The sequence below is a fragment of the Paenibacillus sp. FSL R5-0766 genome, from assembly GCF_037971845.1.
GTDB lineage: Bacteria > Bacillota > Bacilli > Paenibacillales > Paenibacillaceae > Paenibacillus.
The window spans coordinates 140653-164925 of the sequence record NZ_CP150227.1; the positions used below are offsets into that span (position 1 = coordinate 140653).

Annotated in this window: 17 protein-coding genes, 10 tRNA genes and 3 rRNA genes; all 30 read left to right on the top strand. The window is 48.7% G+C overall.

Translation table 11 applies throughout. The features are described 5' to 3' along the window. Positions 1 to 148 precede the first annotated feature (148 nt). Positions 149 to 1701, top strand: a 16S ribosomal RNA gene (locus MKY66_RS00670). A 118-nt stretch (positions 1702 to 1819) separates the two neighbouring features. Further along, positions 1820 to 1936: ribosomal RNA gene (gene rrf / locus MKY66_RS00675) — 5S ribosomal RNA — on the top strand. Between the two features lie 36 nt (positions 1937 to 1972). Then, a tRNA-Ile gene (locus tag MKY66_RS00680) sits at positions 1973 to 2049 on the top strand. A gap of 22 nt (positions 2050 to 2071) precedes the next feature. After that, positions 2072 to 2147, top strand: a tRNA-Ala gene (locus MKY66_RS00685). A gap of 206 nt (positions 2148 to 2353) precedes the next feature. Next, a 23S ribosomal RNA gene (locus MKY66_RS00690) occupies positions 2354 to 5281 on the top strand. Together the 16S, 23S and 5S rRNA genes with 10 tRNA genes alongside form the textbook arrangement of a ribosomal RNA operon. An 81-nt stretch (positions 5282 to 5362) precedes the next feature. Then, positions 5363 to 5454: transfer RNA gene (locus MKY66_RS00695), tRNA-Ser, on the top strand. Between the two features lie 43 nt (positions 5455 to 5497). Continuing rightward, a tRNA-Met gene (locus tag MKY66_RS00700) sits at positions 5498 to 5574 on the top strand. A gap of 9 nt (positions 5575 to 5583) precedes the next feature. Continuing rightward, positions 5584 to 5659 (top strand) — tRNA-Val (locus MKY66_RS00705). A gap of 5 nt (positions 5660 to 5664) precedes the next feature. Beyond that, positions 5665 to 5740: transfer RNA gene (locus MKY66_RS00710), tRNA-Thr, on the top strand. 9 nt (positions 5741 to 5749) lie between these two features. Next, positions 5750 to 5827 (top strand) — tRNA-Asp (locus MKY66_RS00715). 21 nt (positions 5828 to 5848) lie between these two features. Then, a tRNA-Phe gene (locus MKY66_RS00720) sits at positions 5849 to 5921 on the top strand. A gap of 12 nt (positions 5922 to 5933) precedes the next feature. Further along, positions 5934 to 6019: transfer RNA gene (locus MKY66_RS00725), tRNA-Tyr, on the top strand. A 7-nt stretch (positions 6020 to 6026) separates the two neighbouring features. After that, positions 6027 to 6099: transfer RNA gene (locus tag MKY66_RS00730), tRNA-Lys, on the top strand. A gap of 144 nt (positions 6100 to 6243) precedes the next feature. Then, a complete protein-coding gene (locus tag MKY66_RS00735) occupies positions 6244 to 7437 on the top strand; it encodes a helix-turn-helix domain-containing protein (RefSeq protein ID WP_179088596.1) in 1194 nt (397 codons plus the stop codon). Between the two features lie 103 nt (positions 7438 to 7540). Then, on the top strand, positions 7541 to 8668 hold the full coding sequence (gene ugpC / locus MKY66_RS00740) for a sn-glycerol-3-phosphate ABC transporter ATP-binding protein UgpC (protein ID WP_017691279.1): 1128 nt from the start codon (positions 7541 to 7543) through the stop codon (positions 8666 to 8668). 420 nt (positions 8669 to 9088) lie between these two features. Next, entirely contained in the window at positions 9089 to 10027 is a 939-nt protein-coding gene (gene hprK / locus MKY66_RS00745; protein ID WP_017691278.1) for an HPr(Ser) kinase/phosphatase, read from the top strand. Positions 10028 to 10147: 120 nt separating this feature from the next. Further along, entirely contained in the window at positions 10148 to 11173 is a 1026-nt protein-coding gene (gene lgt, locus MKY66_RS00750; RefSeq protein WP_076216868.1) for a prolipoprotein diacylglyceryl transferase, read from the top strand. 6 nt (positions 11174 to 11179) lie between these two features. After that, complete coding sequence (ppaX, locus tag MKY66_RS00755) at positions 11180 to 11836, top strand: pyrophosphatase PpaX (protein ID WP_017691276.1); 657 nt, start codon at positions 11180 to 11182, stop codon at positions 11834 to 11836. Continuing rightward, positions 11833 to 12375, top strand: coding sequence for a DapH/DapD/GlmU-related protein (locus tag MKY66_RS00760; protein WP_076216869.1), 543 nt, complete (start codon positions 11833 to 11835; stop codon positions 12373 to 12375). The genes ppaX and MKY66_RS00760 overlap by 4 nt, the downstream gene beginning before the upstream one ends. A gap of 390 nt (positions 12376 to 12765) precedes the next feature. Further along, positions 12766 to 13965: an ATP phosphoribosyltransferase regulatory subunit gene (locus MKY66_RS00765; protein ID WP_076216870.1), complete on the top strand. Its 1200-nt coding sequence runs from the start codon at positions 12766 to 12768 to the stop codon at positions 13963 to 13965. Position 13966: 1 nt separating this feature from the next. Then, a complete protein-coding gene (gene hisG, locus MKY66_RS00770; RefSeq protein ID WP_036616167.1) occupies positions 13967 to 14626 on the top strand; it encodes an ATP phosphoribosyltransferase in 660 nt (219 codons plus the stop codon). A gap of 127 nt (positions 14627 to 14753) precedes the next feature. Then, complete coding sequence (gene hisD / locus MKY66_RS00775; protein WP_076216871.1) at positions 14754 to 16058, top strand: histidinol dehydrogenase; 1305 nt, start codon at positions 14754 to 14756, stop codon at positions 16056 to 16058. Then, on the top strand, positions 16051 to 16680 hold the full coding sequence (hisB, locus tag MKY66_RS00780) for an imidazoleglycerol-phosphate dehydratase HisB (RefSeq protein WP_036674766.1): 630 nt from the start codon (positions 16051 to 16053) through the stop codon (positions 16678 to 16680). Before hisD ends, hisB begins: the two co-directional genes overlap by 8 nt. Positions 16681 to 16683: 3 nt before the next feature. Continuing rightward, positions 16684 to 17310 carry an imidazole glycerol phosphate synthase subunit HisH gene (gene hisH / locus MKY66_RS00785; protein WP_076216872.1) on the top strand — a complete coding sequence of 209 codons (627 nt, stop codon included), beginning with the start codon at positions 16684 to 16686 and terminating at the stop codon, positions 17308 to 17310. Positions 17311 to 17371: 61 nt separating this feature from the next. Next, positions 17372 to 18106, top strand: a complete 735-nt coding sequence (hisA, locus tag MKY66_RS00790) for a 1-(5-phosphoribosyl)-5-[(5-phosphoribosylamino)methylideneamino]imidazole-4-carboxamide isomerase (RefSeq protein ID WP_047841450.1) — start codon at positions 17372 to 17374, stop codon at positions 18104 to 18106. Between the two features lie 30 nt (positions 18107 to 18136). Then, positions 18137 to 18898: an imidazole glycerol phosphate synthase subunit HisF gene (hisF, locus tag MKY66_RS00795; RefSeq protein ID WP_017691268.1), complete on the top strand. Its 762-nt coding sequence runs from the start codon at positions 18137 to 18139 to the stop codon at positions 18896 to 18898. A gap of 1 nt (position 18899) precedes the next feature. After that, positions 18900 to 19625, top strand: a complete 726-nt coding sequence (gene hisIE / locus MKY66_RS00800) for a bifunctional phosphoribosyl-AMP cyclohydrolase/phosphoribosyl-ATP diphosphatase HisIE (RefSeq protein ID WP_076216873.1) — start codon at positions 18900 to 18902, stop codon at positions 19623 to 19625. A 12-nt stretch (positions 19626 to 19637) separates the two neighbouring features. After that, positions 19638 to 20462 (top strand): histidinol-phosphatase HisJ, encoded by an 825-nt coding sequence (gene hisJ / locus MKY66_RS00805; RefSeq protein ID WP_076216874.1) that lies wholly within the window; start codon positions 19638 to 19640, stop codon positions 20460 to 20462. Between the two features lie 76 nt (positions 20463 to 20538). Then, on the top strand, positions 20539 to 21486 hold the full coding sequence (locus MKY66_RS00810) for a ribose-phosphate pyrophosphokinase (RefSeq protein ID WP_036616184.1): 948 nt from the start codon (positions 20539 to 20541) through the stop codon (positions 21484 to 21486). Positions 21487 to 21800: 314 nt separating this feature from the next. After that, positions 21801 to 24002, top strand: a complete 2202-nt coding sequence (locus MKY66_RS00815; RefSeq protein ID WP_339806685.1) for a helix-turn-helix domain-containing protein — start codon at positions 21801 to 21803, stop codon at positions 24000 to 24002. Positions 24003 to 24273: the final 271 nt, after the last annotated feature.

Genomic DNA, 24273 nt, shown 5'->3' on the forward strand with positions numbered 1-24273 from the left:
TTGAAAACTGAACAACGAGTGAGTAAACATTCTGCTTGCAGAATGAACGCAAAAGTTTGAGACAAGCCTTGGCTTGAATCGGCTGGAGCACAAATGAGATTTTTAATCTCGTCAGATTCAAAATGAGCTTATCGCTCTTTTCAATACTTTATTGGAGAGTTTGATCCTGGCTCAGGACGAACGCTGGCGGCATGCCTAATACATGCAAGTCGAGCGGAGTTGATAGGAAGCTTGCTTCCTTGATACTTAGCGGCGGACGGGTGAGTAACACGTAGGCAACCTGCCCTCAAGTTTGGGACAACTACCGGAAACGGTAGCTAATACCGAATAGTTGTTTTCTTCGCCTGAAGGAAACTGGAAAGACGGAGCAATCTGTCACTTGGGGATGGGCCTGCGGCGCATTAGCTAGTTGGTGGGGTAACGGCTCACCAAGGCGACGATGCGTAGCCGACCTGAGAGGGTGATCGGCCACACTGGGACTGAGACACGGCCCAGACTCCTACGGGAGGCAGCAGTAGGGAATCTTCCGCAATGGGCGAAAGCCTGACGGAGCAATGCCGCGTGAGTGATGAAGGTTTTCGGATCGTAAAGCTCTGTTGCCAGGGAAGAACGCTTGGGAGAGTAACTGCTCTCAAGGTGACGGTACCTGAGAAGAAAGCCCCGGCTAACTACGTGCCAGCAGCCGCGGTAATACGTAGGGGGCAAGCGTTGTCCGGAATTATTGGGCGTAAAGCGCGCGCAGGCGGTCATTTAAGTCTGGTGTTTAATCCCGGGGCTCAACCCCGGATCGCACTGGAAACTGGGTGACTTGAGTGCAGAAGAGGAGAGTGGAATTCCACGTGTAGCGGTGAAATGCGTAGATATGTGGAGGAACACCAGTGGCGAAGGCGACTCTCTGGGCTGTAACTGACGCTGAGGCGCGAAAGCGTGGGGAGCAAACAGGATTAGATACCCTGGTAGTCCACGCCGTAAACGATGAGTGCTAGGTGTTAGGGGTTTCGATACCCTTGGTGCCGAAGTTAACACATTAAGCACTCCGCCTGGGGAGTACGGTCGCAAGACTGAAACTCAAAGGAATTGACGGGGACCCGCACAAGCAGTGGAGTATGTGGTTTAATTCGAAGCAACGCGAAGAACCTTACCAGGTCTTGACATCCCTCTGATCGATGCAGAGATGTATCTTTCCTTCGGGACAGAGGAGACAGGTGGTGCATGGTTGTCGTCAGCTCGTGTCGTGAGATGTTGGGTTAAGTCCCGCAACGAGCGCAACCCTTATATTTAGTTGCCAGCACTTCGGGTGGGCACTCTAGATAGACTGCCGGTGACAAACCGGAGGAAGGTGGGGATGACGTCAAATCATCATGCCCCTTATGACCTGGGCTACACACGTACTACAATGGCCGGTACAACGGGCTGCGAAATCGCGAGATGGAGCCAATCCCAACAAAGCCGGTCTCAGTTCGGATTGCAGGCTGCAACTCGCCTGCATGAAGTCGGAATTGCTAGTAATCGCGGATCAGCATGCCGCGGTGAATACGTTCCCGGGTCTTGTACACACCGCCCGTCACACCACGAGAGTTTATAACACCCGAAGTCGGTGGGGTAACCGCAAGGAGCCAGCCGCCGAAGGTGGGATAGATGATTGGGGTGAAGTCGTAACAAGGTAGCCGTATCGGAAGGTGCGGCTGGATCACCTCCTTTCTATGGAGAATCGTTTCCCGAGTGGAAACATTCAAATACGCAGCTCAGCTGCAAAATCTAGCCAGGTCGGCTAGTTACTCACTCGTTGCTCAGTTTTGAGAGTTCAAACTCTCAAACGTTTGGTGGCGATAGCGAAGGGGTTCCACACGTTCCCATCCCGAACACGACCGTTAAGCCCTTCAGCGTCAATGGTACTTGGACCGCAGGGTCCTGGGAGAGTAGAACGCCGCCAAGCGTAACCCATTTTGGGTTCAAATAGTATATGTAATGTGGGCCCTTAGCTCAGTTGGTTAGAGCGCACCTCTGATAAGGGTGAGGCCGGTGGTTCGAGTCCACCAGGGCCCACCATCTATACCTTTAAACTTTATATGGGGCCATAGCTCAGCTGGGAGAGCGCCTGCCTTGCAAGCAGGAGGTCAGCGGTTCGATCCCGCTTGGCTCCACCAAAAATGTTTTACAAGTTTGTTCTTTGAAAACTAGATATCGAAACGAAACAAACGCGAATTAGAACATTCCTTTAAGCTAAACTTGTGCAAACAAGTCAAGTGTATAAAGGTAGTTAAATTGCTTTTGTGATGGTATCGGGTGAGAGCGACTTTTGGCTTTGCGCAAGCAAAACAAGGGAAGCGAGCGACCGAAACCGGAACAAAATGGTTAAGCTACTAAGAGCACACGGAGGATGCCTAGGCGCTAGGAGCCGATGAAGGACGTGGCGAACAACGAAACTGCCTCGGGGAGCTGTAAGCAAGCTTTGATCCGGGGGTGTCCGAATGGGGAAACCCAGCTGGGGTAATTTCCAGTTACTCACAACTGAATACATAGGTTGTGTAGAGGCATACCAGGGGAACTGAAACATCTAAGTACCCTGAGGAAGAGAAAACAATAGTGATTCCGTCAGTAGCGGCGAGCGAACGCGGAGAAGCCCAAACCAAAGAGCTTGCTCTTTGGGGTTGTGGGACGTCTCACATGGAGTTACAAAGGAACCGGTTAAGCGAAGAGGTCTGGAAAGGCCCGCCAAAGAAGGTAAAAGCCCTGTAGTTGAAAGTCTGTTCCCTCCGAGACGGATCCCGAGTAGTGCGGGGCACGTGAAACCCCGTATGAATCCGGCAGGACCATCTGCCAAGGCTAAATACTTCCTAGCGACCGATAGTGAAGCAGTACCGTGAGGGAAAGGTGAAAAGCACCCCGGAAGGGGAGTGAAATAGAACCTGAAACCGTGTGCTTACAAAAAGTCAGAGCCCGTTTTAGGGGTGATGGCGTGCCTTTTGTAGAATGAACCGGCGAGTTACGTTCCCGTGCAAGGTTAAGGTGAAGAGCCGGAGCCGCAGCGAAAGCGAGTCTGAATAGGGCGACATAGTACGTGGACGTAGACCCGAAACCGGGTGATCTACCCCTGTCCAGGGTGAAGGTGCGGTAACACGCACTGGAGGCCCGAACCCACGCATGTTGAAAAATGCGGGGATGAGGTGGGGGTAGCGGAGAAATTCCAATCGAACTCGGAGATAGCTGGTTCTCCCCGAAATAGCTTTAGGGCTAGCCTCGGAAAACAGAGTCGTGGAGGTAGAGCACTGATTGGGTGCGGGGCCCGCAAGGGTTACCAAGCTCAGTCAAACTCCGAATGCCATAGACTTACTTCCGGGAGTCAGACAGTGAGTGCTAAGATCCATTGTCAAAAGGGAAACAGCCCAGACCATCAGCTAAGGTCCCCAAGTGTGTGTTAAGTGGGAAAGGATGTGGAGTTGCACAGACAACCAGGATGTTGGCTTAGAAGCAGCCATCATTTAAAGAGTGCGTAATAGCTCACTGGTCGAGTGACTCTGCGCCGAAAATGTAACGGGGCTAAACACACCACCGAAGCTATGGCTTGATGCTATGCATCAGGGGTAGGGGAGCGTTGTATAAGGGTTGAAGGTGTACCGTAAGGAGCGCTGGACATTATACAAGTGAGAATGCCGGTATGAGTAACGAAAAGATCAGTGAGAATCTGATCCGCCGAAAGCCTAAGGGTTCCTGAGGAAGGCTCGTCCGCTCAGGGTAAGTCGGGACCTAAGGCGAGGCCGAAAGGCGTAGTCGAAGGACAACAGGTCGAAATTCCTGTACCACCGTAAGCCGTTATGAGCAATGGGGGGACGCAGTAGGGTAGTGACGCGGACTGATGGATGTCCGTCTAAGCAGTAAGGCTGATGTGTAGGCAAATCCGCACATTGTAAGGCTGAGCTGTGATGGGGAGCGAAAATTATAGTAGCGAAGGTCATGATCTCACACTGCCAAGAAAAGCCTCTAGCCAGGTGATGGTGCCCGTACCGCAAACCGACACAGGTAGGCGAGAAGAGTATTCTAAGGCGCGCGGAAGAACTCTCGTTAAGGAACTCGGCAAAATGACCCCGTAACTTCGGGAGAAGGGGTGCCCCGGTAGTGTGAATAGCACGAGGGGGCCGCAGTGAAAAGGCCCAAGCGACTGTTTAGCAAAAACACAGGTCTGTGCGAAGCCGTAAGGCGAAGTATACGGGCTGACGCCTGCCCGGTGCTGGAAGGTTAAGGGGAGTGGTTAGGGACTAGTCCCGAAGCTGTGAACCGAAGCCCCAGTAAACGGCGGCCGTAACTATAACGGTCCTAAGGTAGCGAAATTCCTTGTCAGGTAAATTCTGACCCGCACGAATGGCGTAACGACTTGGGCGCTGTCTCAACGAGAGATCCGGTGAAATTTTAATACCTGTGAAGATGCAGGTTACCCGCGACAAGACGGAAAGACCCCATGGAGCTTTACTGCAGCTTGATATTGAATTTGGGTACGATCTGTACAGGATAGGTGGGAGCCTTTGAAGCATGAGCGCCAGCTTCTGTGGAGGCAACGTTGGGATACCACCCTGATCGTATCTAGGTTCTAACCTGGTACCGTAATCCGGTGCGGGGACAGTGTCAGGTGGGCAGTTTGACTGGGGCGGTCGCCTCCTAAAGAGTAACGGAGGCGCCCAAAGGTTCCCTCAGAATGGTTGGAAATCATTCGAAGAGTGCAAAGGCATAAGGGAGCTTGACTGCGAGACCTACAAGTCGAGCAGGGACGAAAGTCGGGCTTAGTGATCCGGTGGTACCGCATGGAAGGGCCATCGCTCAACGGATAAAAGCTACCCTGGGGATAACAGGCTTATCTCCCCCAAGAGTCCACATCGACGGGGAGGTTTGGCACCTCGATGTCGGCTCATCGCATCCTGGGGCTGAAGTAGGTCCCAAGGGTTGGGCTGTTCGCCCATTAAAGCGGTACGCGAGCTGGGTTCAGAACGTCGTGAGACAGTTCGGTCCCTATCTGTCGTGGGCGTAGGAAATTTGAGAGGAGCTGTCCTTAGTACGAGAGGACCGGGATGGACGTACCGCTGGTGTACCAGTTGTTCCGCCAGGAGCACCGCTGGGTAGCTATGTACGGACGGGATAAACGCTGAAAGCATCTAAGCGTGAAGCCCCCCTCAAGATGAGATTTCCCAGTATGTAAGACCCCTTGAAGACGACGAGGTAGATAGGCTGGGGGTGGAAGTGCAGCAATGCATGGAGCTGACCAGTACTAATCGGTCGAGGGCTTATCCAATAGCAAGTGATAATTCGCGTGTTTCGTTTCGAATCTAGTTTTCAGGGAGCAATCCTTGAATGATGTTGATGATTGTTATTTGGAGAGATACCCAAGTGGCTATAAGGGGACCCTCTGCTAAGGGGTTAGACTGCGTAAGCGGTGCGAGGGTTCGAATCCCTCTCTCTCCGCCATCTTTACCTAAAGATGGACAAGCAATCAAGACACAATTAATATGGCGGTGTAGCTCAGCTGGCTAGAGCGTACGGTTCATACCCGTAAGGTCGGGGGTTCGATCCCCTCCGCCGCTACCATATTACCCAGGAGGCTTAGCTCAGCTGGGAGAGCATCTGCCTTACAAGCAGAGGGTCGGGGGTTCGATCCCCTCAGCCTCCACCATATACGCCGGTGTAGCTCAACTGGTAGAGCAACTGACTTGTAATCAGTAGGTTGGGGGTTCAAGTCCTCTCGCCGGCACCATTAATGCCTGGAACCGTGGTGTAGTTGGCCTAACATGCCTGCCTGTCACGCAGGAGATCGCGGGTTCGAATCCCGTCGGTTCCGCCATTAATCCTAAAAATTAAATATGGCTCGGTAGCTCAGTCGGTAGAGCAGAGGACTGAAAATCCTCGTGTCGGCGGTTCGATTCCGTCCCGAGCCACCTTTAATCCCTGGAGGATTAGCGAAGTGGCCAAACGCATCAGACTGTAAATCTGCTCCCGTACGGGTTCGGTGGTTCGAATCCATCATCCTCCACCAGTTTTATGAGTCATTAGCTCAGTTGGTAGAGCACCTGACTTTTAATCAGGGTGTCGAAGGTTCGAGCCCTTCATGACTCATCTTTAATAAAAAGAGTGATTAATCATTAATTTGATTAGTCGCTCTTTTTTGTTATGTGATTTTAACTCAATATGGATATTTATTAATACTCGGCAAGATATGATAAACTAGTAGAAAACATGCAGAGTGGTGACGTTCATTATATGAAGCTCATACCTGATCTAAAACAGCAAATTGAAGTCATTATTGGCACAACTTTGGACGAATATGAAATTACAATAGAAGAATGGATGCAATCCGTGGAAAATCTGATTGGTCATCATGAGAATTCAGAGACCTTTAGTGATGAAGTTGAGCGTCGGGAGTTATCTGACCAATCTACATCTCCAAGTTCATCCGATGTGATCAGTTTGAATACGGGAGAGCGTATATTTTTTAAGGTTCGAATGATTGAGAAAGAAGAGACCGTTGTATGTTGGGGATGCGCTGCAAGATCTATTACCTTGGAAACACGACAATTGATCGAGCTTGTAATCCGTACTAACACGGCTCTACCCGATGAGGCACAACCTGTTGTATATGAGAATGATAGGGAGCAGTATTTGACTGAATTGGGTCTCTGGCTTAAAGAGCAGATCGAAGAACCAAACAAGCAGAAATCTGAAGCGGTTCCTGATCGCTTTGTGGCGCCTGCAGGATTAAATGCTGAGAAGATTCTCTTCTTGCTGCAAGGAGATACACCGGATGCACATCGTTTGCGGTCCAAGGAACTCAACAAGTTGCTTGAGAGTTACTTTGGCGAGGAGATTGTCTTGATTCCTTTGGGGGAGCAAGAGTGGATTTTCATGGGTGATAAAGAAATTGTTACAGAAGAAGCCGAGGAAGATACAACGGAAGCCAAAAAGGATTCACTGAACGCTTTTTGTTTGGGGTTGCATGAATTGGTTGCCAGTGAGTGGGCTGGGGTCTTCCATCTGTCTGCATCTCTGCCATGCATCCCTGCACAACAACTTGTATCGGTCACAACTCTTCTTAAAGAAAGTGTTCACTTGGGGAGAGCATTCCATGTTACGCAGCATATTCATCTCCCATGGGATCTGCATCTGGAGCGGTTGGTAGCGAGCATTCCAGATGACCAACGTACACGTTTTATACAAGAAACAGGCAAAGACACGTTAATCTTCAATGACAGTGAGACACTTGCTACGCTGGAGACTTTTTTTAGCCTGGACTGTAATGTCAGCGAGACAGCGAAACGACTTTTCATTCATCGTAATACGTTGGTATACCGTCTGGATAAGATCAAACAGGAGATTGGCTATGATGTGAGGCACTTTGAAAGTGCTGTTCTAGTGCAGTTTTTACTACTAATGTACAAAGTGACGAAAAAGCATTGATATTTTTGTGCAGTTTGCGAATAGTCAAACCTCACGTAGATAGGGTATTATAAAAATACAAATTGTATTCGATTACAAAATGATCTCTGAGGAGGCAACAATCATGGCTGGAGTACGTTTAGAGCATATTTTCAAAAAATACCCGGGTTCTGATAAAGCAACTGTAGTTGACATTAACCTGGACATTAAAGATAAAGAATTTCTGGTACTGGTAGGTCCGTCCGGTTGTGGTAAATCAACAACACTTCGTATGATCGCAGGCCTTGAGGAAATTTCTGAAGGTAAACTCTATATCGGTGACCGTGTCGTTAATGATGTTGCACCTAAAGACCGCGATATCGCGATGGTATTCCAATCCTATGCCTTGTATCCGCATATGAGCGTATATCAAAACATGGCGTTTGGTTTGAAATTGCGTAAGGTTAAAAAAGATGAGATCGACAAACGTGTACGTGAAGCAGCTAAAATCCTGGATATCGAGCATTTGCTTGAGCGTAAACCTAAGGCATTGTCCGGTGGTCAACGTCAACGTGTCGCTTTGGGACGTGCGATTGTCCGTGATCCACAAGTGTTCTTGATGGATGAGCCTCTCTCCAACTTGGATGCCAAACTGCGTGGTCAAATGCGTGCAGAGATCACTAAACTTGCGAAACGTTTGGAAACAACTGTTATCTACGTAACGCATGACCAGATCGAAGCGATGACGATGGGTGATCGGATCGTTGTTATGAAGGATGGTATCATCCAACAAGCAGCTTCTCCGGAAGAGTTGTATAACCTGCCGGCTAACCTGTTCGTAGCTGGTTTCATCGGTTCCCCGACAATGAACTTTATCTCGGGTAAACTCGCTGAGCAAGGTACTAGCATGCATTTCATAGCTCCTGGTGTGGATGTTGAAATCCCGCAAGGTAAAGCACAAGTGCTGAAATCTAGAGGATACATTGGCAAAGAAGTGATTCTGGGTGTTCGTCCAGAAGACATTCACGAAGAGCCAGTATTCCTGGAAGCATCCCCGAACTCTGTATTCTCTACACACGTAGATGTTACAGAGAACCTGGGTCACGAAATGCTCCTCTACTTGAGCGGTGTTGGTAATGATACAACGATCGCACGTGTAGACGGACGTTCTAACACTCGTGATGGTTCCACAGTTAAAATGGCCATTGACATGAACAAGGTTCATATCTTTGACAAAGAGACTGAAGTGAACGTACTTCTTCAAGACAAATAATACTTGGATTCCTCGGTGACGAGGGAACCTGACAGTTAATGCAATTATACATTGTAATGAGAGCCCCTTCCGTTATTGCTGGAAGGGGCTCTTTTAAGATTATTGGAACTGTAAGTTTCGGCGGGGCCTGAAGGATTAATAATCGCAAGAAAAACAGCACTGAACTATGAATGTAGTATCCTAGAATGTGCTTCGATCAGAAGACTTTTCTTACTTATGGTTGTAGGAGGCTGCGATTGCATTCATCCCGGAATTCATTTAAGATTATTTGAAGGTCTGTCTTCTCATATATTTGAGAGAATCGACTGTTGGAAGGGTATACAGTCTGTACCCCATGTTGTGAATGCGCTAATAATGGAAATAACTGATACACGATCTGATGTACATAGAGGGACAGCTAATGCTGAAAGGAAGAGACAAATGGCGAAAAAAGTGAAAGTATCTGAACTGGTGCAGCAATTTCAGTTGGAGGTTGTTTCTGGATCTCACGGATTGAAAAGAGTCATTACGGTAGATGACTTGAACCGTCCTGGTCTGGAAATGGCCGGTTATTTTGAATACCATCCACAAGAACGGGTACAGCTACTCGGAAGAACGGAGTTAGCTTTCTTTGCAATGTTACCTGAGCAAGAGCGGCGCGATCGTATGCAACGTCTTTGTACGGAAGAGACGCCTTGTATCGTTGTCACGCGTGGATTGGAAGTTCCACAAGAGTTGATTGATATCAGTGAAGAACAGAATCTGGCTGTACTTCGCAGCAATATGGCAACAACGATTCTATCCAGCCGGATTACAGGATTCCTGGAGAAGAAACTGGCACCAACAGCAACCATTCACGGTGTACTTTGTGATGTCTATGGCGTAGGTATGCTGATCACAGGTAGCAGCGGTATTGGTAAGAGTGAAACAGCGCTTGAACTGGTGAAACGTGGACACCGACTGATTGCCGATGATGCGGTAGAAATCCGCCAAACGTCAGATTTTCAGCTGCACGGTACTGCACCTGAATTGATCCGCCACTTGCTCGAAATTCGAGGTGTCGGTATTATCAACGTCATGACATTGTTCGGAGCTGGTGCGGTTCGGAATAACAAACGGATTACCTTGGTTGTACGTCTGGAAGCATGGCAGCAAGATAAACAATATGATCGTCTGGGTCTGGATGAAGAGACTACACGTATCATTGATACCGATGTGCCTCTGGTTACGATCCCTGTTCGTCCGGGACGGAACTTGGCGGTTATTATTGAAGTGGCAGGTATGAACTATCGTCTGAAACAGATGGGTCTGAATGCTGCACTGCAATTCACGAACAAGCTGACAGCAACCATCTCGGAAGATATGGAAGACATGGATTAAGAAATATTTTATACAAGGACATGCTGATAAATGGTTGACATGTACTGCTCTCTTAAGGCGCAGGGTATGCCAACCATTCGTCATGCGTGCGATTGATTGAATAAATAGGAGTGTGAATGAATGGATACATTATTACTGTTGAACCCGATTGCTTTCTCTATTGGAGCGTTAAAGGTTCACTGGTACGGGCTTATTCTTGGTGCCGCTGCACTTATAGGACTGCTGCTCGTGATCCGGGAGGGCAAACGATACAATATTCCACAGGAAGTGTTCATGGACATGGTCTTGCTGGGCGTGCCTTCTGCCATCATTGGTGCCCGCATCTACTACGTAGCATTTAAGTGGGAAGATTATAAGGATAATTTTTGGGATGTCTTTAAAATATGGAATGGCGGTATAGCCATTTATGGTGCCCTTATTGGGGCAATCATCTGTGCGGTTATTTTCTTCCGTCGTAAAGGGTATAATTTCTGGCGTATGGCCGATATCTGTGCGCCTGGACTGCTCGTTGGACAGTTGATCGGACGCTGGGGGAACTTTGTAAACCAGGAAGCCTACGGCGGTCCCGTAGAAGAATCATTTTTGAGAGACAAGCTTCATCTGCCGGACTTTATTGTGAATCAAATGAACGTAGACGGGGTATTCCACCATCCTGCGTTTTTGTATGAATCGATGTGGAGTCTCGTTGGTCTGGTCTTGTTGCTGGTTCTGCGTCGTCAGAAGTTTCTGCGTTCAGCTGAATTGTTCATGTCTTATTTCATCTGGTACTCTATCGGTCGTTTCTTCATTGAAGCTCTACGTACGGACAGTCTTGGCTTCCAAGCTCCGCAATGGGTCGCTTCATTAGTGAACGGGCTATGGTCTCCAATGACTGCAATGGGCTTTGAACAAGGATATCTTGATCCTGCTTACGGTAACGTAAGAATCTCACAACTACTCGCGATTGGCATCATTATTGTTGCTGTTGTATTCATTGTGGTGAGAAGAGTGACAGGTAAAGCAGATGTTCGTTATAGTGATCCGATTGTATCGTCCAAAGTTACCTCAGATGATATGGAGCATACGGGAACAGTTGCTGGTAAAGAGAGTAAGTTAACACCTCCAGACAAAGATGAATCCAAGCAAGTTGATGATAAAAAGGAGTAATGCAACATGATTGACACGGTATTGTTTGATCTGGACGGAACGATTATTGATACCAATGAGTTGATTATCAGCTCATTCCAGCATGTTATGGGAGGATGGGAGCATTCAGCTCCATGGACTCGGGAACAGATCATTCCACATATGGGTGGCACACTGGAGCAGCAAATGCGTACCTTCTCTGGCCAGGAGGAAGTCTCCGAGTACGTGAAAGGTTACCGTGCCTATAATGATATCCATCATGAAGCGATGGTTAGACCTTTTCCACATGTTATTGAGGTAGTAGAGGCGCTGCATCAGGCAGGCATTGTGATGGGTGTAGTCACAACCAAAATTCGTCCATCTACATTAAAGGTGCTGGAACGTTTTGACCTACTGAAATATATGAAGACAATTGTAACAGTGACCGATGTGACGAATCCAAAGCCGCACGCTGAACCGGTACTGAAGGCGATGACGGAACTGGGTGCAGATCCTGCCAAAACGTTAATGGTGGGTGACAGTCCAGTGGATATCCAATCGGCACAAAATGCGGGTGCTCTATCGGCGGGGGTTGCATGGTCTCTTAAAGGAGAAACGATCCTGAACGGATATGGACCCGATCATATGTTGCACGACATGAGAGACTTGTTGAAACTCATCCGTATTGAAACGGGACGTTCATGAGAAAAGTAACCCGCTATCCGGTAGAGGACCAGAATGCACTTTGGCATATCTACAAGACAGTGAGTCCGTGGAAGGGCGTTCGTAATTTTATCTGGATCCAGTTGTCACGCTATTGTCCGATCCTATCGGTGAAGAACTGGATTTACCGCCGAATGCTCGGTATGAAAGTGGGAAAACACACGGCCTTTGGCCTGATGGTGATGGTGGATGTGTTTTTTCCGGAGAAAATAACGGTTGGCGAAAACTCGGTCATTGGTTACAACACAACGATTCTCGCTCATGAGTATCTCATTAAGGAGTACAGGCTCGGTGAGGTGATTATCGGGGAAAATGTACTGATTGGTGCTAACACAACGATTCTTCCCGGGGTAACCATAGGAGATGGAGCCGTTGTGGCTGCTGGAGCTGTCGTACATAAGGATGTTCCACCAGGAGCTTTTGTTGGAGGCAATCCACTGCGTGATTTATCCCGCGCGGCAGCTTCTACGGAAGAAACTGTCTTTAACACGGATGATTCTTCTCAGGGTAGTGTGCATTGAGTCAATAAAGTAATGAATGAAGATGGGTTGAAGTAAAAAGCTGCTTATGGCAGCTTTTTTCGTATATAAATACCGATTGGGAAGCGTAACAGTGTGTATATAAAACGATATGTTGTTCCAAGGGCAATCAAGCTTTGGTATTGTTGACGGTAGTGCGGATTTCATGTTATCATATCCCATATCCTTTAGTTTATTAGCACTTTACCATGTGAAAGTATTATTGGAGAAATGAAGCATGATAAAGATTGAACTAAACCAATAGTTTGAAGGCTTATGCGATATACTGTGATTCAAGATTTATAAGATAGAATGGGGATTTACACTACATAAATCCTGTTGAAATAGAACGAGTGCAACTCTTAAACTACTGACTCGGGGTGAATATTACCAATGTCCAAACCAAAAGGTTTTGAAAAACCGACCGGATTCCGCGACTATACACCACATGTAGTATCCAAGCTGCGGACGATTGAACGCAATGTACTGGAATGTATGGAACGCTGGGGTTACCGTCAGATCATTACACCAACGATTGAATATTACGATACGGTCGGTGTAGCAAGCTCTACATCAGATCGTAAATTGTTTAAATTGCTAAACAGCCGGGGAACCACGCTGGTGCTCAGATCGGATCTAACGGCTCCGATTGCACGTGTAGTCTCATCCATGCTCAAAGATGAGCAGTTGCCGCTGCGTTTATCCTATCATGCGAATGTATTCCGTTCTATTGAAGAGGAAGCTGGGCGTGAGGCTGAATTTTTCCAGACGGGTGTGGAGCTGGTTGGAGACGACTCACCTGAGGCGGATGCAGAAGTTGTTGCGCTTGCGATTGCCTCTTTGCAGGCAGCGGGTGTGTCTTCTTTTAAAATAGCGATGGGCCATATGGGATTCCTGAACGGATTACTGGAGGAAGTGATTCCAGGCCAGACAGCGGAGCAGGAGCAATTGAAGGAAGGGCTGCTCGGACGTGATTATGTCGGCTATCGCCAGTCCATTGAAGCATTGAATCTGGAGCCGAAGTTGAAAGAACAGCTTGAAGCAATTCTACGTCTGCGTGGTGGCAAGGAAGTATGCACACATGCGGTAGAGCTAAGTTCAAGTGCTGAAGCAGCAAAGTCGATTGCACATCTGTGTGCCGTATTTGAAGTGTTGGAAGCGTACGGTGTATCCGAGCATGTGCTGATTGATCTGACGATGATCGGTGATTTCTCCTATTATACGGGCATGACCTTTGAAGGGTATGCGGCAGAACTGGGCTCACCGGTATGTAGTGGCGGACGGTATGACAATCTGTTACAACAATTCGGGCGTTCGTTGCCAGCTACAGGATTTGCTTTGAAAACAAACCGGATTATTGATGGTGTTCATGGCATTATCATTGAAGAGAAAAAACCGGTACTTATCCAATATACCCCGAAACGTCGGGCTGAGGCACTAACAGAAGCGGCAAGATTACGCAGTATGGGACAAAATGTAGTGACACTCCTTCTTCCTGAAGATGGGGCTGGGGCAAGTGCCGTATCGGTTGAAGCAAGAACCGCTCAGGCTGAGCAGGTTATTACTTACGGATCTGAAGAAGGAGGACGCTGAGATGTCGGATATTCTGAAGGTGGCCATGCCGAAGGGCCGAATCTACAAAAAAGCCTCCAAATTGTTTCGTGAAGCGGGGCTGGATATTCCAGAAGACGTAGACGATACACGCAGATTGGTCATTGAAGTACCGGAAGCGGGAATGGAATTCATTATGGCTAAGCCAGTAGATGTTCCAACATATGTGGAGTACGGTGTTGCCGATATCGGAATTGTTGGTAAAGACGTGCTGCTGGAGGAAGATCGGGACGTGTACGAACTGTTGAATCTGGGAATCGCTCAGTGCCGTATGTCTGTGATCGGACTTCCAGACTGGAAGCCAGGCATCCAACAACGTGTTGCAACGAAGTATCCAAGGATTGCTTCACAGTATTTCCGGGAGCAGGGGCAGCAGGTCGAGGTGATCAAGCTGAATGGTTCCATTGAGCTTGCGCCTTTGATTGGTCTGGCAGACCGGATTGTTGATCTGGTGGAGACAGGTCAGACACTGCGCGAGAACGGATTGGTGGAGATGACAAGCATTCTGGACATCACCAGCCGTCTTATCGCCAATCGGGTAAGTTATCGGATGAAAAATGCACGAATCCAGGCTTTGTGTGATGCACTTCAGCAGGTCATACCGGCATCGAATGAGATATCGGCGGGAAGCTTTCGGGGATAAATTACTGCGTTGGAAACATAGATGAGAAACATACAAAGCAGAAGCAAAATTAAGAGTAAGAGACAAAATAAAGAAGCAAATCGGCCACATGAAGGCAGGTATTACAGAGGATGAGGAGGTTGTACGTATGAAAATTGTACCTGCACGGGAGTTTGATCTGAAGCGGGAAGTGGAGTATGGTACGCCGGAGCAAAATGAAACGGTACGACGTATTGTCAGCGACATTCGCCGTGAGGGTGATACGGCACTGCTGCGTTACACGGAGCAGCTGGACCGCACAAAGCTGACGGCCGCGGATTTGCGCGTGCCGCAAGAAGAGCTGCAGGCGGCTTATGCAGCCGTGGAGCCATCCTTTGTGACGGCGATTCGGCAAGCCGCCGCCAACATTCGTGCGTTTCACGAGAAACAGAAACGCAACTCGTGGATGGATTGGCAGCCGGACGGCAGCCTGCTGGGCCAGGTCATCCGACCGCTGAAGCGGGTCGGCGTCTATGTACCTGGCGGCAAAGCAGCGTATCCATCGTCTGTGCTGATGAATGTGATTCCGGCACAGGTGGCAGGCGTGCCGGAGATTGTTCTCGTGACGCCGCCGTCTACGAACGGTGGCGAAGGTATTAACCCGTACATCCTCGTTGCTGCTGCGGAAGCAGGCGTGAGCGAGATGTACCGGGTTGGCGGCGCTCAGGCTATCGCCGCCCTCGCTTACGGCACGGAGAGTATTGCACTGGTCGACAAGATCTGTGGACCGGGCAATATTTACGTGGCGCTCGCGAAGCGCGAGGTGTACGGTGCGGTCGATATCGACAGTATCGCCGGGCCGAGTGAGATTGTGGTGCTCGCCGATGATACGGCGAATCCGGTGTACGTCGCCGCCGACCTATTGTCGCAGGCGGAACATGACGAGATGGCATCGGCCATTCTCGTCACGAATTCGGCCACGCTGGCGGAAGCTGTGCAGGGCGAAGTGCAGCGGCAGCTTGAAGTGCTGCCGCGGCGGGATATCGCTGCTGCTTCCGTGGAGCAGTATGGCGCAATTATTGTGGTTGATTCCATTGATGAGGGAATCGACGTGGTGAACCGACTTGCACCGGAGCATCTGGAGATCATGGTGCAGGAGCCGATGGCTTACGCTGGCCGGATCGAAAATGCCGGCGCGATTTTCCTCGGCCCGTACAGCTCGGAGCCGGTGGGGGATTATTTTGCAGGACCCAATCACATTATTCCGACCAATGGAACTGCGCGATTCAGTTCACCAGTGGACGTGGATGATTTTATCAAGAAATCGAGTCTGATCTATTATAGTAAAGAAGCGCTGCTGAAGAACGGAGCGGCTATTATAGAGTTGGCCCGTCATGAGGGTCTTGAAGGGCATGCCCGTGCAATTGCTGTACGGTTACAACAGGAAGGAAAGGCGGAATCGGACAATGGATAAGCAAAATAATGGTGTGGAACTTGAAAACAAAGGTGCAGTGCGCCAAGCAGAGGTTGACCGCAAAACAAACGAGACCAATATCCAATTGGCCTTTAATGTAGATGGAACAGGACAATCCACGATTGAAACGGATGTACCCTTCCTGAACCATATGCTGGATCTGTTCACAAAGCACGGACAATTCGACCTGAACGTGCAGGCCCGTGGAGATATCGACATCGACGATCATCACACGGTTGAAGACATCGGAATCTGTCTGGGACAGACGTTGCGTGAAGCGTTGGGTGACAAACGCGGAATTAAGCGTTACGCCAGTGTTTTTGTACCAATGGACGAGGCACTCGCTCAGGTCATTATTGATGTGAGCAACCGACCTCACTTTGAATACCGTGCAGAATACCCTTCCCAACAGGTAGGCAGTTTCTCCACGGAGCTGGTACATGAATTCCTGTGGAAATTAGCGCTGGAAGCTCGGATTACGTTACATGTCATTGTGCACTATGGTCAGAACACCCACCACATGATTGAAGCGATCTTTAAAGCATTGGGACGTGCACTGGATGAAGCAACGATGATTGATCCACGTGTAACGGGTGTGCCTTCCACGAAGGGAGTGCTGTAGACGATGGCGATTGCAATTGTCGATTACGGTATGGGTAACCTGCACAGCGTCGGCAAAGCGGTCGAACGTCTTGGCTACGAAGCGCTGGTCACGGGTGACCGGGAAGAGATTCTTGGCGCAGATGGTGTCATTCTGCCAGGCGTAGGTGCTTTTGGTGATGCGATGGTTCATCTGCGGGAGAGTGGACTGGATACGGTGGTGAAGGAAGCCGCTGCCGGTTCCAAGCCACTGCTCGGTATCTGTCTGGGGATGCAGTTGTTGTTCAGCTCAAGTGAAGAGCATGGCGAGCATGAGGGACTGGATATTTTGCCAGGTAAAGTGGTGCGATTCGCACCAGGAGAACTGAAGGTTCCTCATATGGGATGGAACCGTTTGGAATTCCTGCACGCGGAAAATCCGCTATTTACGGGGCTTGAGGCAGGTCACGTCTATTTTGTCCATTCCTATCATGCGCTTACTGAAAACAGGGACGATCTGCTGGCGGTAACGGATTACGGACATCCGGTGACAGCCATTGTAGGCAGAGGATCCAACTTCGGCATGCAATTCCACCCGGAGAAAAGCGGCGAGCTTGGTATAAAGCTGCTCGGTAACTTTTTGGCTCTGACAGGAGCACCTGTACAAAGGTAAAGCATCATCTCTTCTTACTATAGAAAGCGTACAAATCTAATTCATATTCAGGAGGCCTTGTATGTCATCTTTTATCCTATATCCGGCGATTGATATCCGGGACGGCAAATGTGTAAGACTGGTGCAGGGAGATTATAATCAGGAGACCGTGTATAACGATGACCCGGTTCAAGTGGCTTTATCCTGGGAGAAACAAGGCGGTACATATGTCCATCTGGTGGATCTGGATGGTGCGAAAGCGGGTCATCCTGTTAACGATGAGCTGATCGGGCGGATTGCCTCGGCTGTGAACGTACCTGTTCAGGTGGGCGGCGGACTTCGTACGGTAGCGGATGTAGAACGTTTGCTGGGTCTGGGTGTTAGCCGGCTGATCATTGGAACAGCAGCGATTGAGGATCGTGCTTTTACAGAGGAAGTACTGGGACGTTATGGCGACAAAGTGGCAATTGGCATCGACGCTCGTAATGGTTACGTGGCAACCCGCGGATGGCTTGAAACATCGGAAGTACAAGCAGAGGTACTCGCGAAGGAATTGGCGGCATATGGAGCAGAAACGTTTATCTTTACGGATATTTCCCGTGATGGCATGATGCAGGGTCCTAATGTGGAAGCAATCGTATCTCTAGCCAAGGCGAGCGGACGGACGGTTATTGCTTCCGGCGGTGTGAGTGTAATGGATGATCTGCTTCGTCTGAGTCGCCACGCGGATGATGGTGTTGGTGGAGCGATCGTGGGTAAAGCACTGTATACGGGAAGCATCGATCTGTCTGAAGCAGTACGTGCGGTAAATAAATAAGGGATATTCGGATAGAGAGGAAGAGGTAGCATGCTGGCAAAAAGAATCATCCCCTGTCTGGACGTGAAGGACGGCCGGGTCGTCAAAGGCGTCAACTTCGTTAATCTCCGCGATGCGGGTGATCCGGTAGAGCTGGCGGCGCTATATGACCGCGAGGGCGCGGATGAACTGGTGTTTCTCGATATCTCCGCTTCGGTAGAAGGGCGCGAAACGATGGAAGAAGTCGTGCGGCAGACGGCGGGCGAGATCGCTATTCCCTTTACGGTAGGTGGTGGCATCTCCAAGGTAGAGGACATGAAGCGGATTCTCCGTGCAGGAGCGGATAAAATTGCAGTGAATACAGCCGCGGTACTTAATCCGCAGTTGATCGCAGATGGTGCACGTCGCTTTGGCTCGCAGTGCATCGTGGTAGCGATCGATGCCAAGTATAACGAAGCTTGGGGCGAGTGGGAGGTCTATACACATGGTGGACGGAAACCCTCCGGGATCAAGGCGTTGGAATGGGTTAAACAGGCTGAGAGCTTGGGCGCGGGGGAGATTCTTCTCACAAGTATGGACGCGGACGGAACAAAAGACGGTTTCGATCTGAAGCTGACGGCAGCAGTATCCGAATCTGTGCGTATTCCAGTCATCGCATCGGGCGGTGCGGGCAAGGAGTCTCATTTCTATGATGTATTCACCACAGGCAAAGCGGACGCAGGGCTGGCCGCAACGATTTTCCATTACAAAGAAATCGCCGTACCGGCGTTAAAACAACATTTGAGAGAACAAGGGGTGGAGATCCGTGACTAAAGTGAGCGATGAAATCAAGGAACAGTTGTCCTTGGAACAGGTTGTGGAACACATTCGTTGGAGTGACGGATTGGTTCCTGCCATTGTGCAGGATGTGGATACTCGGGAAGTCTTAATGATGGCTTATATGAATCGCGAATCTCTGAAGTTGTCGCTGGAATCCGGTGAGACGTGGTTCTGGTCACGCTCGCGTCAGGAGTTGTGGCATAAAGGAGCAACATCTGGCAACGTGCAGACGATTACTTCCCTAAAATATGATTGTGACGGCGATACCTTGTTGGTTGAGGTGAAACCGAACGGTCCGGCTTGCCATACAGGGGCGGTAACTTGTTTCCATAATGAGATCATTGGTTTGCCAGAGAAATCGGCAGACAAGGCTTCGGATGAAGCGGGTGCGGCATCTGCTTCTGCAAGTTCCGGTTCCGAAAGTCGCTTTGAGGTATTGGCTGAACTGGAATCCGTTATTGCAGAGCGTGAACGTGAGCGTCCTGAGGGTGCATATACAACATATCTGTTTGATAAAGGTGTAGACAAAATACTGAAAAAAATCGGTGAAGAAGCGTCCGAGACAATCATCGCCGCCAAAAATAAAGATAATGACGAGCTTCGTCTGGAAGTCAGTGACCTGATGTATCACCTGCTCGTCCTGTTACAAGAGCGCAAGCTGCCGCTGGACGACATTATGTCAGAGCTGAGCCGCCGTCATGAACGGCCTCGCCGCGATTAGGAGGCGAGTTTCGTGCGTATAGACTATCATACACACCATGAGCGGTGTGGACATGCCGTTGGCAAACTGGAAGAGTACGTGCAACGTGGTGTGGAGATCGGACTATCCCAGATTGGATTGTCCGATCACATGCCATTGTTGCATGTCGATCCGGCTCAATATTATCCGGAAATGGCGATGCCTATGGATGAACTGCCGCGTTACGTGGAGGAGTGTTTCTCCCTGAAAGAACGTTACCGTGGTCAGATTGACGTACGTGTTGGTCTGGAAGGTGACTATATTGAAGGCTGGGAAACAGAAATCCGTGCAATCATTGAGCGTTATCCATGGGATTATGTGATTGGCTCTGTTCATTTCCTCGGGGAATGGGACATTACGGATTTCCGCCAGACCCATCACTGGGAGGGCAAAGACATCCTTGAGGTATATCGTCAGTACTACGATGCCGTAAGCAAAGCAGCTGCCACGGGCATGTACGATATTATGGGCCATACGGATGTCATTAAACGGTTTGGTTTTGTTCCTTCAACGGAGCAGACAGAAGAACGTATCTCACTGGAGAACGCAGCGTTGCAGGCTATTGCCAAAAGTGGCTGCGCCATGGAGCTGAATGCTTCCGGGATATCGAAGCCTTGTGCCGAGATGTTCCCTAGTCGCAGAATGCTGACGGAAGCGATTCGCTTGGGTATTCCATTAACCATGGGCTCTGATGCACATGACCCACTGAAGCTGGGGGATTATTTGCCTGAAGCTGAAGCACTTTTACACGAGTTGGGCTGTACGAAAGTCGCTGTTTTTGAAGGCCGTCATCGCTCGTTCATTCCTTTAAATGTATAAGCCAGTGGAGTATAATGAGGGAAATAACCTTTTAGCTAAGGGATTATATAGGGACTTCAACCCTCGGGAGGGCATTATGCAGCATTCGTTACGTATTTTTTCCGGTTCATCGAACCCTAAGCTGGCAGAACAGGTATGTGACAAGCTGGGTGTACAACTGGGCAAGATCAAGCTGTCCAGGTTCAAGAGCGGAGAAATATACGTTCATTATGAAGAAACGATCCGTAATTGTGATGTGTTTCTGGTACAGTCGTTGTCTCATCCGATCAATGAGCTGTTTGTCGAGTTGCTTGTGATGATTGATGCCGCAAAGAGGGCTTCCGCACGCACGGTGAACATCATTGTTCCTTATTATGGCTATGCTCGTCAAGAGCGTAAATCCGCTCCACGGGAACCGATCTCGGCCAAGATGGTAGCAGATGTATTAACTACGGCTGGTGCCAATCGAGTGGTAACGATCGACTTGCACGCAGCGGCCATTCAGGGATTCTTCAACATTCCGGTTGACCATATGACATCACTGGATCTGATTAGTGATTATCTGTTAAGCAAAGGGATTGAGAACCCTGTTGTAGTCTCCCCGGATGCGGGACGAGCATCGATGGCAGAGAAGCTAGCGAACCGTCTGGATTCTCCATTTGCCATTATGATCAAGAAACGTCCAAGCCATAATGAATCGGTGATTACCCATGTCATTGGTGATGTAGAAGGACGGACACCTATTATTATTGAGGATCTGATCGACACCGGAACAACCATTCTGAATGTTGTGGAAGGGTTGAAGGAACGTGGCTCCAAAAATGTATATGTATGTGCAACACACGGATTGTTCTCCGATGGGGCAGTGAGTAAATTGAATCACCCGTCAATTGAAGAGGTGGTCGTTACGGACTCGATCGCATTGCCAGATGACCATCCTGAATGCTTCAAAGTGTTACCTGTTGCACCAATGCTGGCCCGCGCCGTACGCATTATTGTGGATGGTGGCTCCATGGCCACATTGTTTAAGGATTCTGGCATTTAGAGCATCGAGGATATAACGGTGTGCTGCCAGATAAACTGTCCCGTGTCTGAGTTGTTGTCTGCTCAGCACGGTTTTTTTGTTTTGGCTCTTAGAATTCAATTCTTGCTTTGCTGCTCAGAGGCTTGTGCTATAATAACATAAAATCAGTTATGATAGCGTTATCATATAGTATTCAACCTCTAAGGTGAGATGGATGCTGAACAGTAGAACCACGGCTGAGAACATTGGCATCGTGGAGTGAGGAGTGGGGTCTATTGTCTCGTAATTGGTACTACCGGTTATTGTTTTCGTATTTCCCAATTTTTTTTCTTACGGTGACCATACTCATTTTCATTGCGTTTGTATTCATCAATGACATCTCTAAAGAAGAAACAAAAAAAGCAGACCGGATCTCCTCCAGTTATATGATCGACACGGTGGATCGCACAATCAGGGATATTGAACTATCCATCCTGGAGACGGTACAGAGTCAGCAGGCATACAAACTCTATTTTAATAACACAAACCTGACCAGCTCGGACACGGTGTATGCAATCGCGCAGAATTTACGTGAGCTATCCAATTCGTCCTCATGGATTCAATCCATCTATCTATATGACAAGCGAAATAAACATGTTCTGACCATAAGTGGTTCCAGAGAAGCGGAAGGTTTCTCGGATGAGGCATGGATTGATCAGATGGGTACCGGGTCTATCGGTTCGGGCTGGCAGCCGGTCCGGGAATTCGATGCGGACTCTGTTCAACGTACCCCTATTCGCGTATTAACCGTGAACAAGGACATGCCTTTGCCTTTTGGCTCACAGGGCACATTGGTCATTAATATCAAGATGAGCAGCATTGAACAGAGTGTAGATAGTATGGTTAATGGTCAGCTCTCATTCCTGACGATTACGGATCGGGACGGTAAGGTTGTGTATAATGCACACTCGGACCAAGAGGGCTCGATAGACGGTCAGGAACTGAATAGGCTATCGCTAGAAAGACTGGGCTGGACAGTATCCAGTGGAATTAAGGCCGGCAACTTATTTGGCTGGGTATCTGTTATATCTTATGTATGGGTAATCATTGCTATTGTGACTGTTATCTGTGCAATTGTATATATCGTGTACATTACTCGCCGTAACTATAAACCCATTCAGATCATCATGAACCGGATTGAGTCTCATCAGATTCGGGCGTTTGAACACTCAGGTGCTCGCACGGATGAGATGAAGATGATTGACGGTGTGCTTGAGAATCTGATTAATCATATGATGGATTATGACAAAAAAAGCAGGGAAAATGTACTCATGCAGCGCAGCAAGTTGTTCAATGCCCTGTTGCATGGTGAACATATGGAAAATGCAGCAGAGCAATTAAAGGAGCTCTCTCCACTGAATGATGTGCATGACTCGTCGCGTTTTGTCGTTGTTGTTGGAGAGATTAACCGTTATGAGAAGGGATTTCAGGAGAGGTACACGAGAGGTGAACAAAATACGCTGAAGTTTGCCTTGATGAACGTTTTGCAAGAGCTGTCACGTAATACGGGAGTCCAATGCTGGACGGAATGGATTAGTGTGGATCGAATTGCAATCCTTTTTGTGTTGAAAGAACAGAATGATAACAACTTGGATATGTCTGGGCAGATTCGTGTTGTAGCTGAGGAATGCAAATCTTGGGTAGAACAAAATCTACGCATTTCCTTAAGCTTTGGCATTGGACCTATTGCTCAGGGAATCGGTTCAATACGAGATTCCTATGCGGCCGCAGAAGCGGTAATGCAACGTAAACTGTTGATGAATGGAGATGTCGGCCTAGCGGACTGCGGTGAAACACAGCATCCTTTGCTGGATACCTATACCTATCTGCAGATGATTGCGGACTTTGTTAAGCGGTTCCGGATGTCGAGTGGACAGTGGCGGGAACAGTTGGAGGATATCTTTACAGCATTTGAACAGAACAAACTGCCGGATGATGAGATTCGTTCTCTGATTCAGGCCATGTTACAGATGCTCAGCCGAGAGGTGGCCATGATGTCGGAAGGACTCCAGGAAGAGCTGTCCGAAGATAACATCAACAGATGGTTGAGTGCTGTGGAAGAGGCAGAGACGCTTACGGATGTGAAAAGTCTTTTGTTTGATGGTCTGACGGACTTGTTCAGAACGTATGTAGCGGTAACGGAAACCAAGAGTTACAAAGCCATGGTCAACGAAATGAAAAATTATATCGAAGAACAGTTTGCGAATCCTGATCTTTCATTGAAACATCTGAGCGATCGATTCCAGATTACGGGCAAACATGCGAGTTATTTGTTCAAGACAGAATTCAATATGAAGTTTGTTGATTTTGTTACAGAGCTTCGCATGAAGGAGACGGAGCAGCTTCTGCTCAATACCGATTACTCTTTGCAGGATATTGCCCTGAAGGTTGGGTATGCAAATGGAATTACGTTGGGACGTGTATTTAAGCGGGTAACGGGTATTACACCAGGAGATTATCGTCGTTTGAAACGTGAACATCGAGAACCCGAAGAGTAACGCAAAAGTAATCATATTCTGAGATCTGTACATCAGGATAGCACAGGGTGAATTTCATGCAGTCACTTTCCACTAGGAGAGCAGGCTTGCAGAGGTTCGCCCTGTTTTCGTTGAACAGTTCTCTGCTGCCCGAGATCGGATGCAACTATTTTCGCAGGATAGCAAGCTAATATTCCTGTTTTTCCCCGTGTACGAATATAGGCAGTGTGTGAAAATGGTTTATCCGAATGGGGACAGGCAGTTTCGAGTCATGAGGCGTTGAGAGCCATTT

Excerpts from the sequence above, each read along its gene's own strand:
- MKY66_RS00810 (WP_036616184.1), top strand. The coding sequence starts at position 20,539 with ATGCAGCATTCGTTACGTATTTTTTCCGGTTCATCGAACCCTAAGCTG.
- hprK (WP_017691278.1), top strand. The coding sequence starts at position 9,089 with ATGGCGAAAAAAGTGAAAGTATCTGAACTGGTGCAGCAATTTCAGTTG.
- ugpC (WP_017691279.1), top strand. The coding sequence starts at position 7,541 with ATGGCTGGAGTACGTTTAGAGCATATTTTCAAAAAATACCCGGGTTCT.
- hisB (WP_036674766.1), top strand. The coding sequence starts at position 16,051 with ATGGATAAGCAAAATAATGGTGTGGAACTTGAAAACAAAGGTGCAGTG.
- ppaX (WP_017691276.1), top strand. The coding sequence starts at position 11,180 with ATGATTGACACGGTATTGTTTGATCTGGACGGAACGATTATTGATACC.
- hisA (WP_047841450.1), top strand. The coding sequence starts at position 17,372 with ATGTCATCTTTTATCCTATATCCGGCGATTGATATCCGGGACGGCAAA.
- MKY66_RS00735 (WP_179088596.1), top strand. The coding sequence starts at position 6,244 with ATGAAGCTCATACCTGATCTAAAACAGCAAATTGAAGTCATTATTGGC.
- MKY66_RS00765 (WP_076216870.1), top strand. The coding sequence starts at position 12,766 with ATGTCCAAACCAAAAGGTTTTGAAAAACCGACCGGATTCCGCGACTAT.
- hisD (WP_076216871.1), top strand. The coding sequence starts at position 14,754 with ATGAAAATTGTACCTGCACGGGAGTTTGATCTGAAGCGGGAAGTGGAG.
- hisH (WP_076216872.1), top strand. The coding sequence starts at position 16,684 with ATGGCGATTGCAATTGTCGATTACGGTATGGGTAACCTGCACAGCGTC.
- lgt (WP_076216868.1), top strand. The coding sequence starts at position 10,148 with ATGGATACATTATTACTGTTGAACCCGATTGCTTTCTCTATTGGAGCG.
- MKY66_RS00760 (WP_076216869.1), top strand. The coding sequence starts at position 11,833 with ATGAGAAAAGTAACCCGCTATCCGGTAGAGGACCAGAATGCACTTTGG.
- hisF (WP_017691268.1), top strand. The coding sequence starts at position 18,137 with ATGCTGGCAAAAAGAATCATCCCCTGTCTGGACGTGAAGGACGGCCGG.
- hisG (WP_036616167.1), top strand. The coding sequence starts at position 13,967 with ATGTCGGATATTCTGAAGGTGGCCATGCCGAAGGGCCGAATCTACAAA.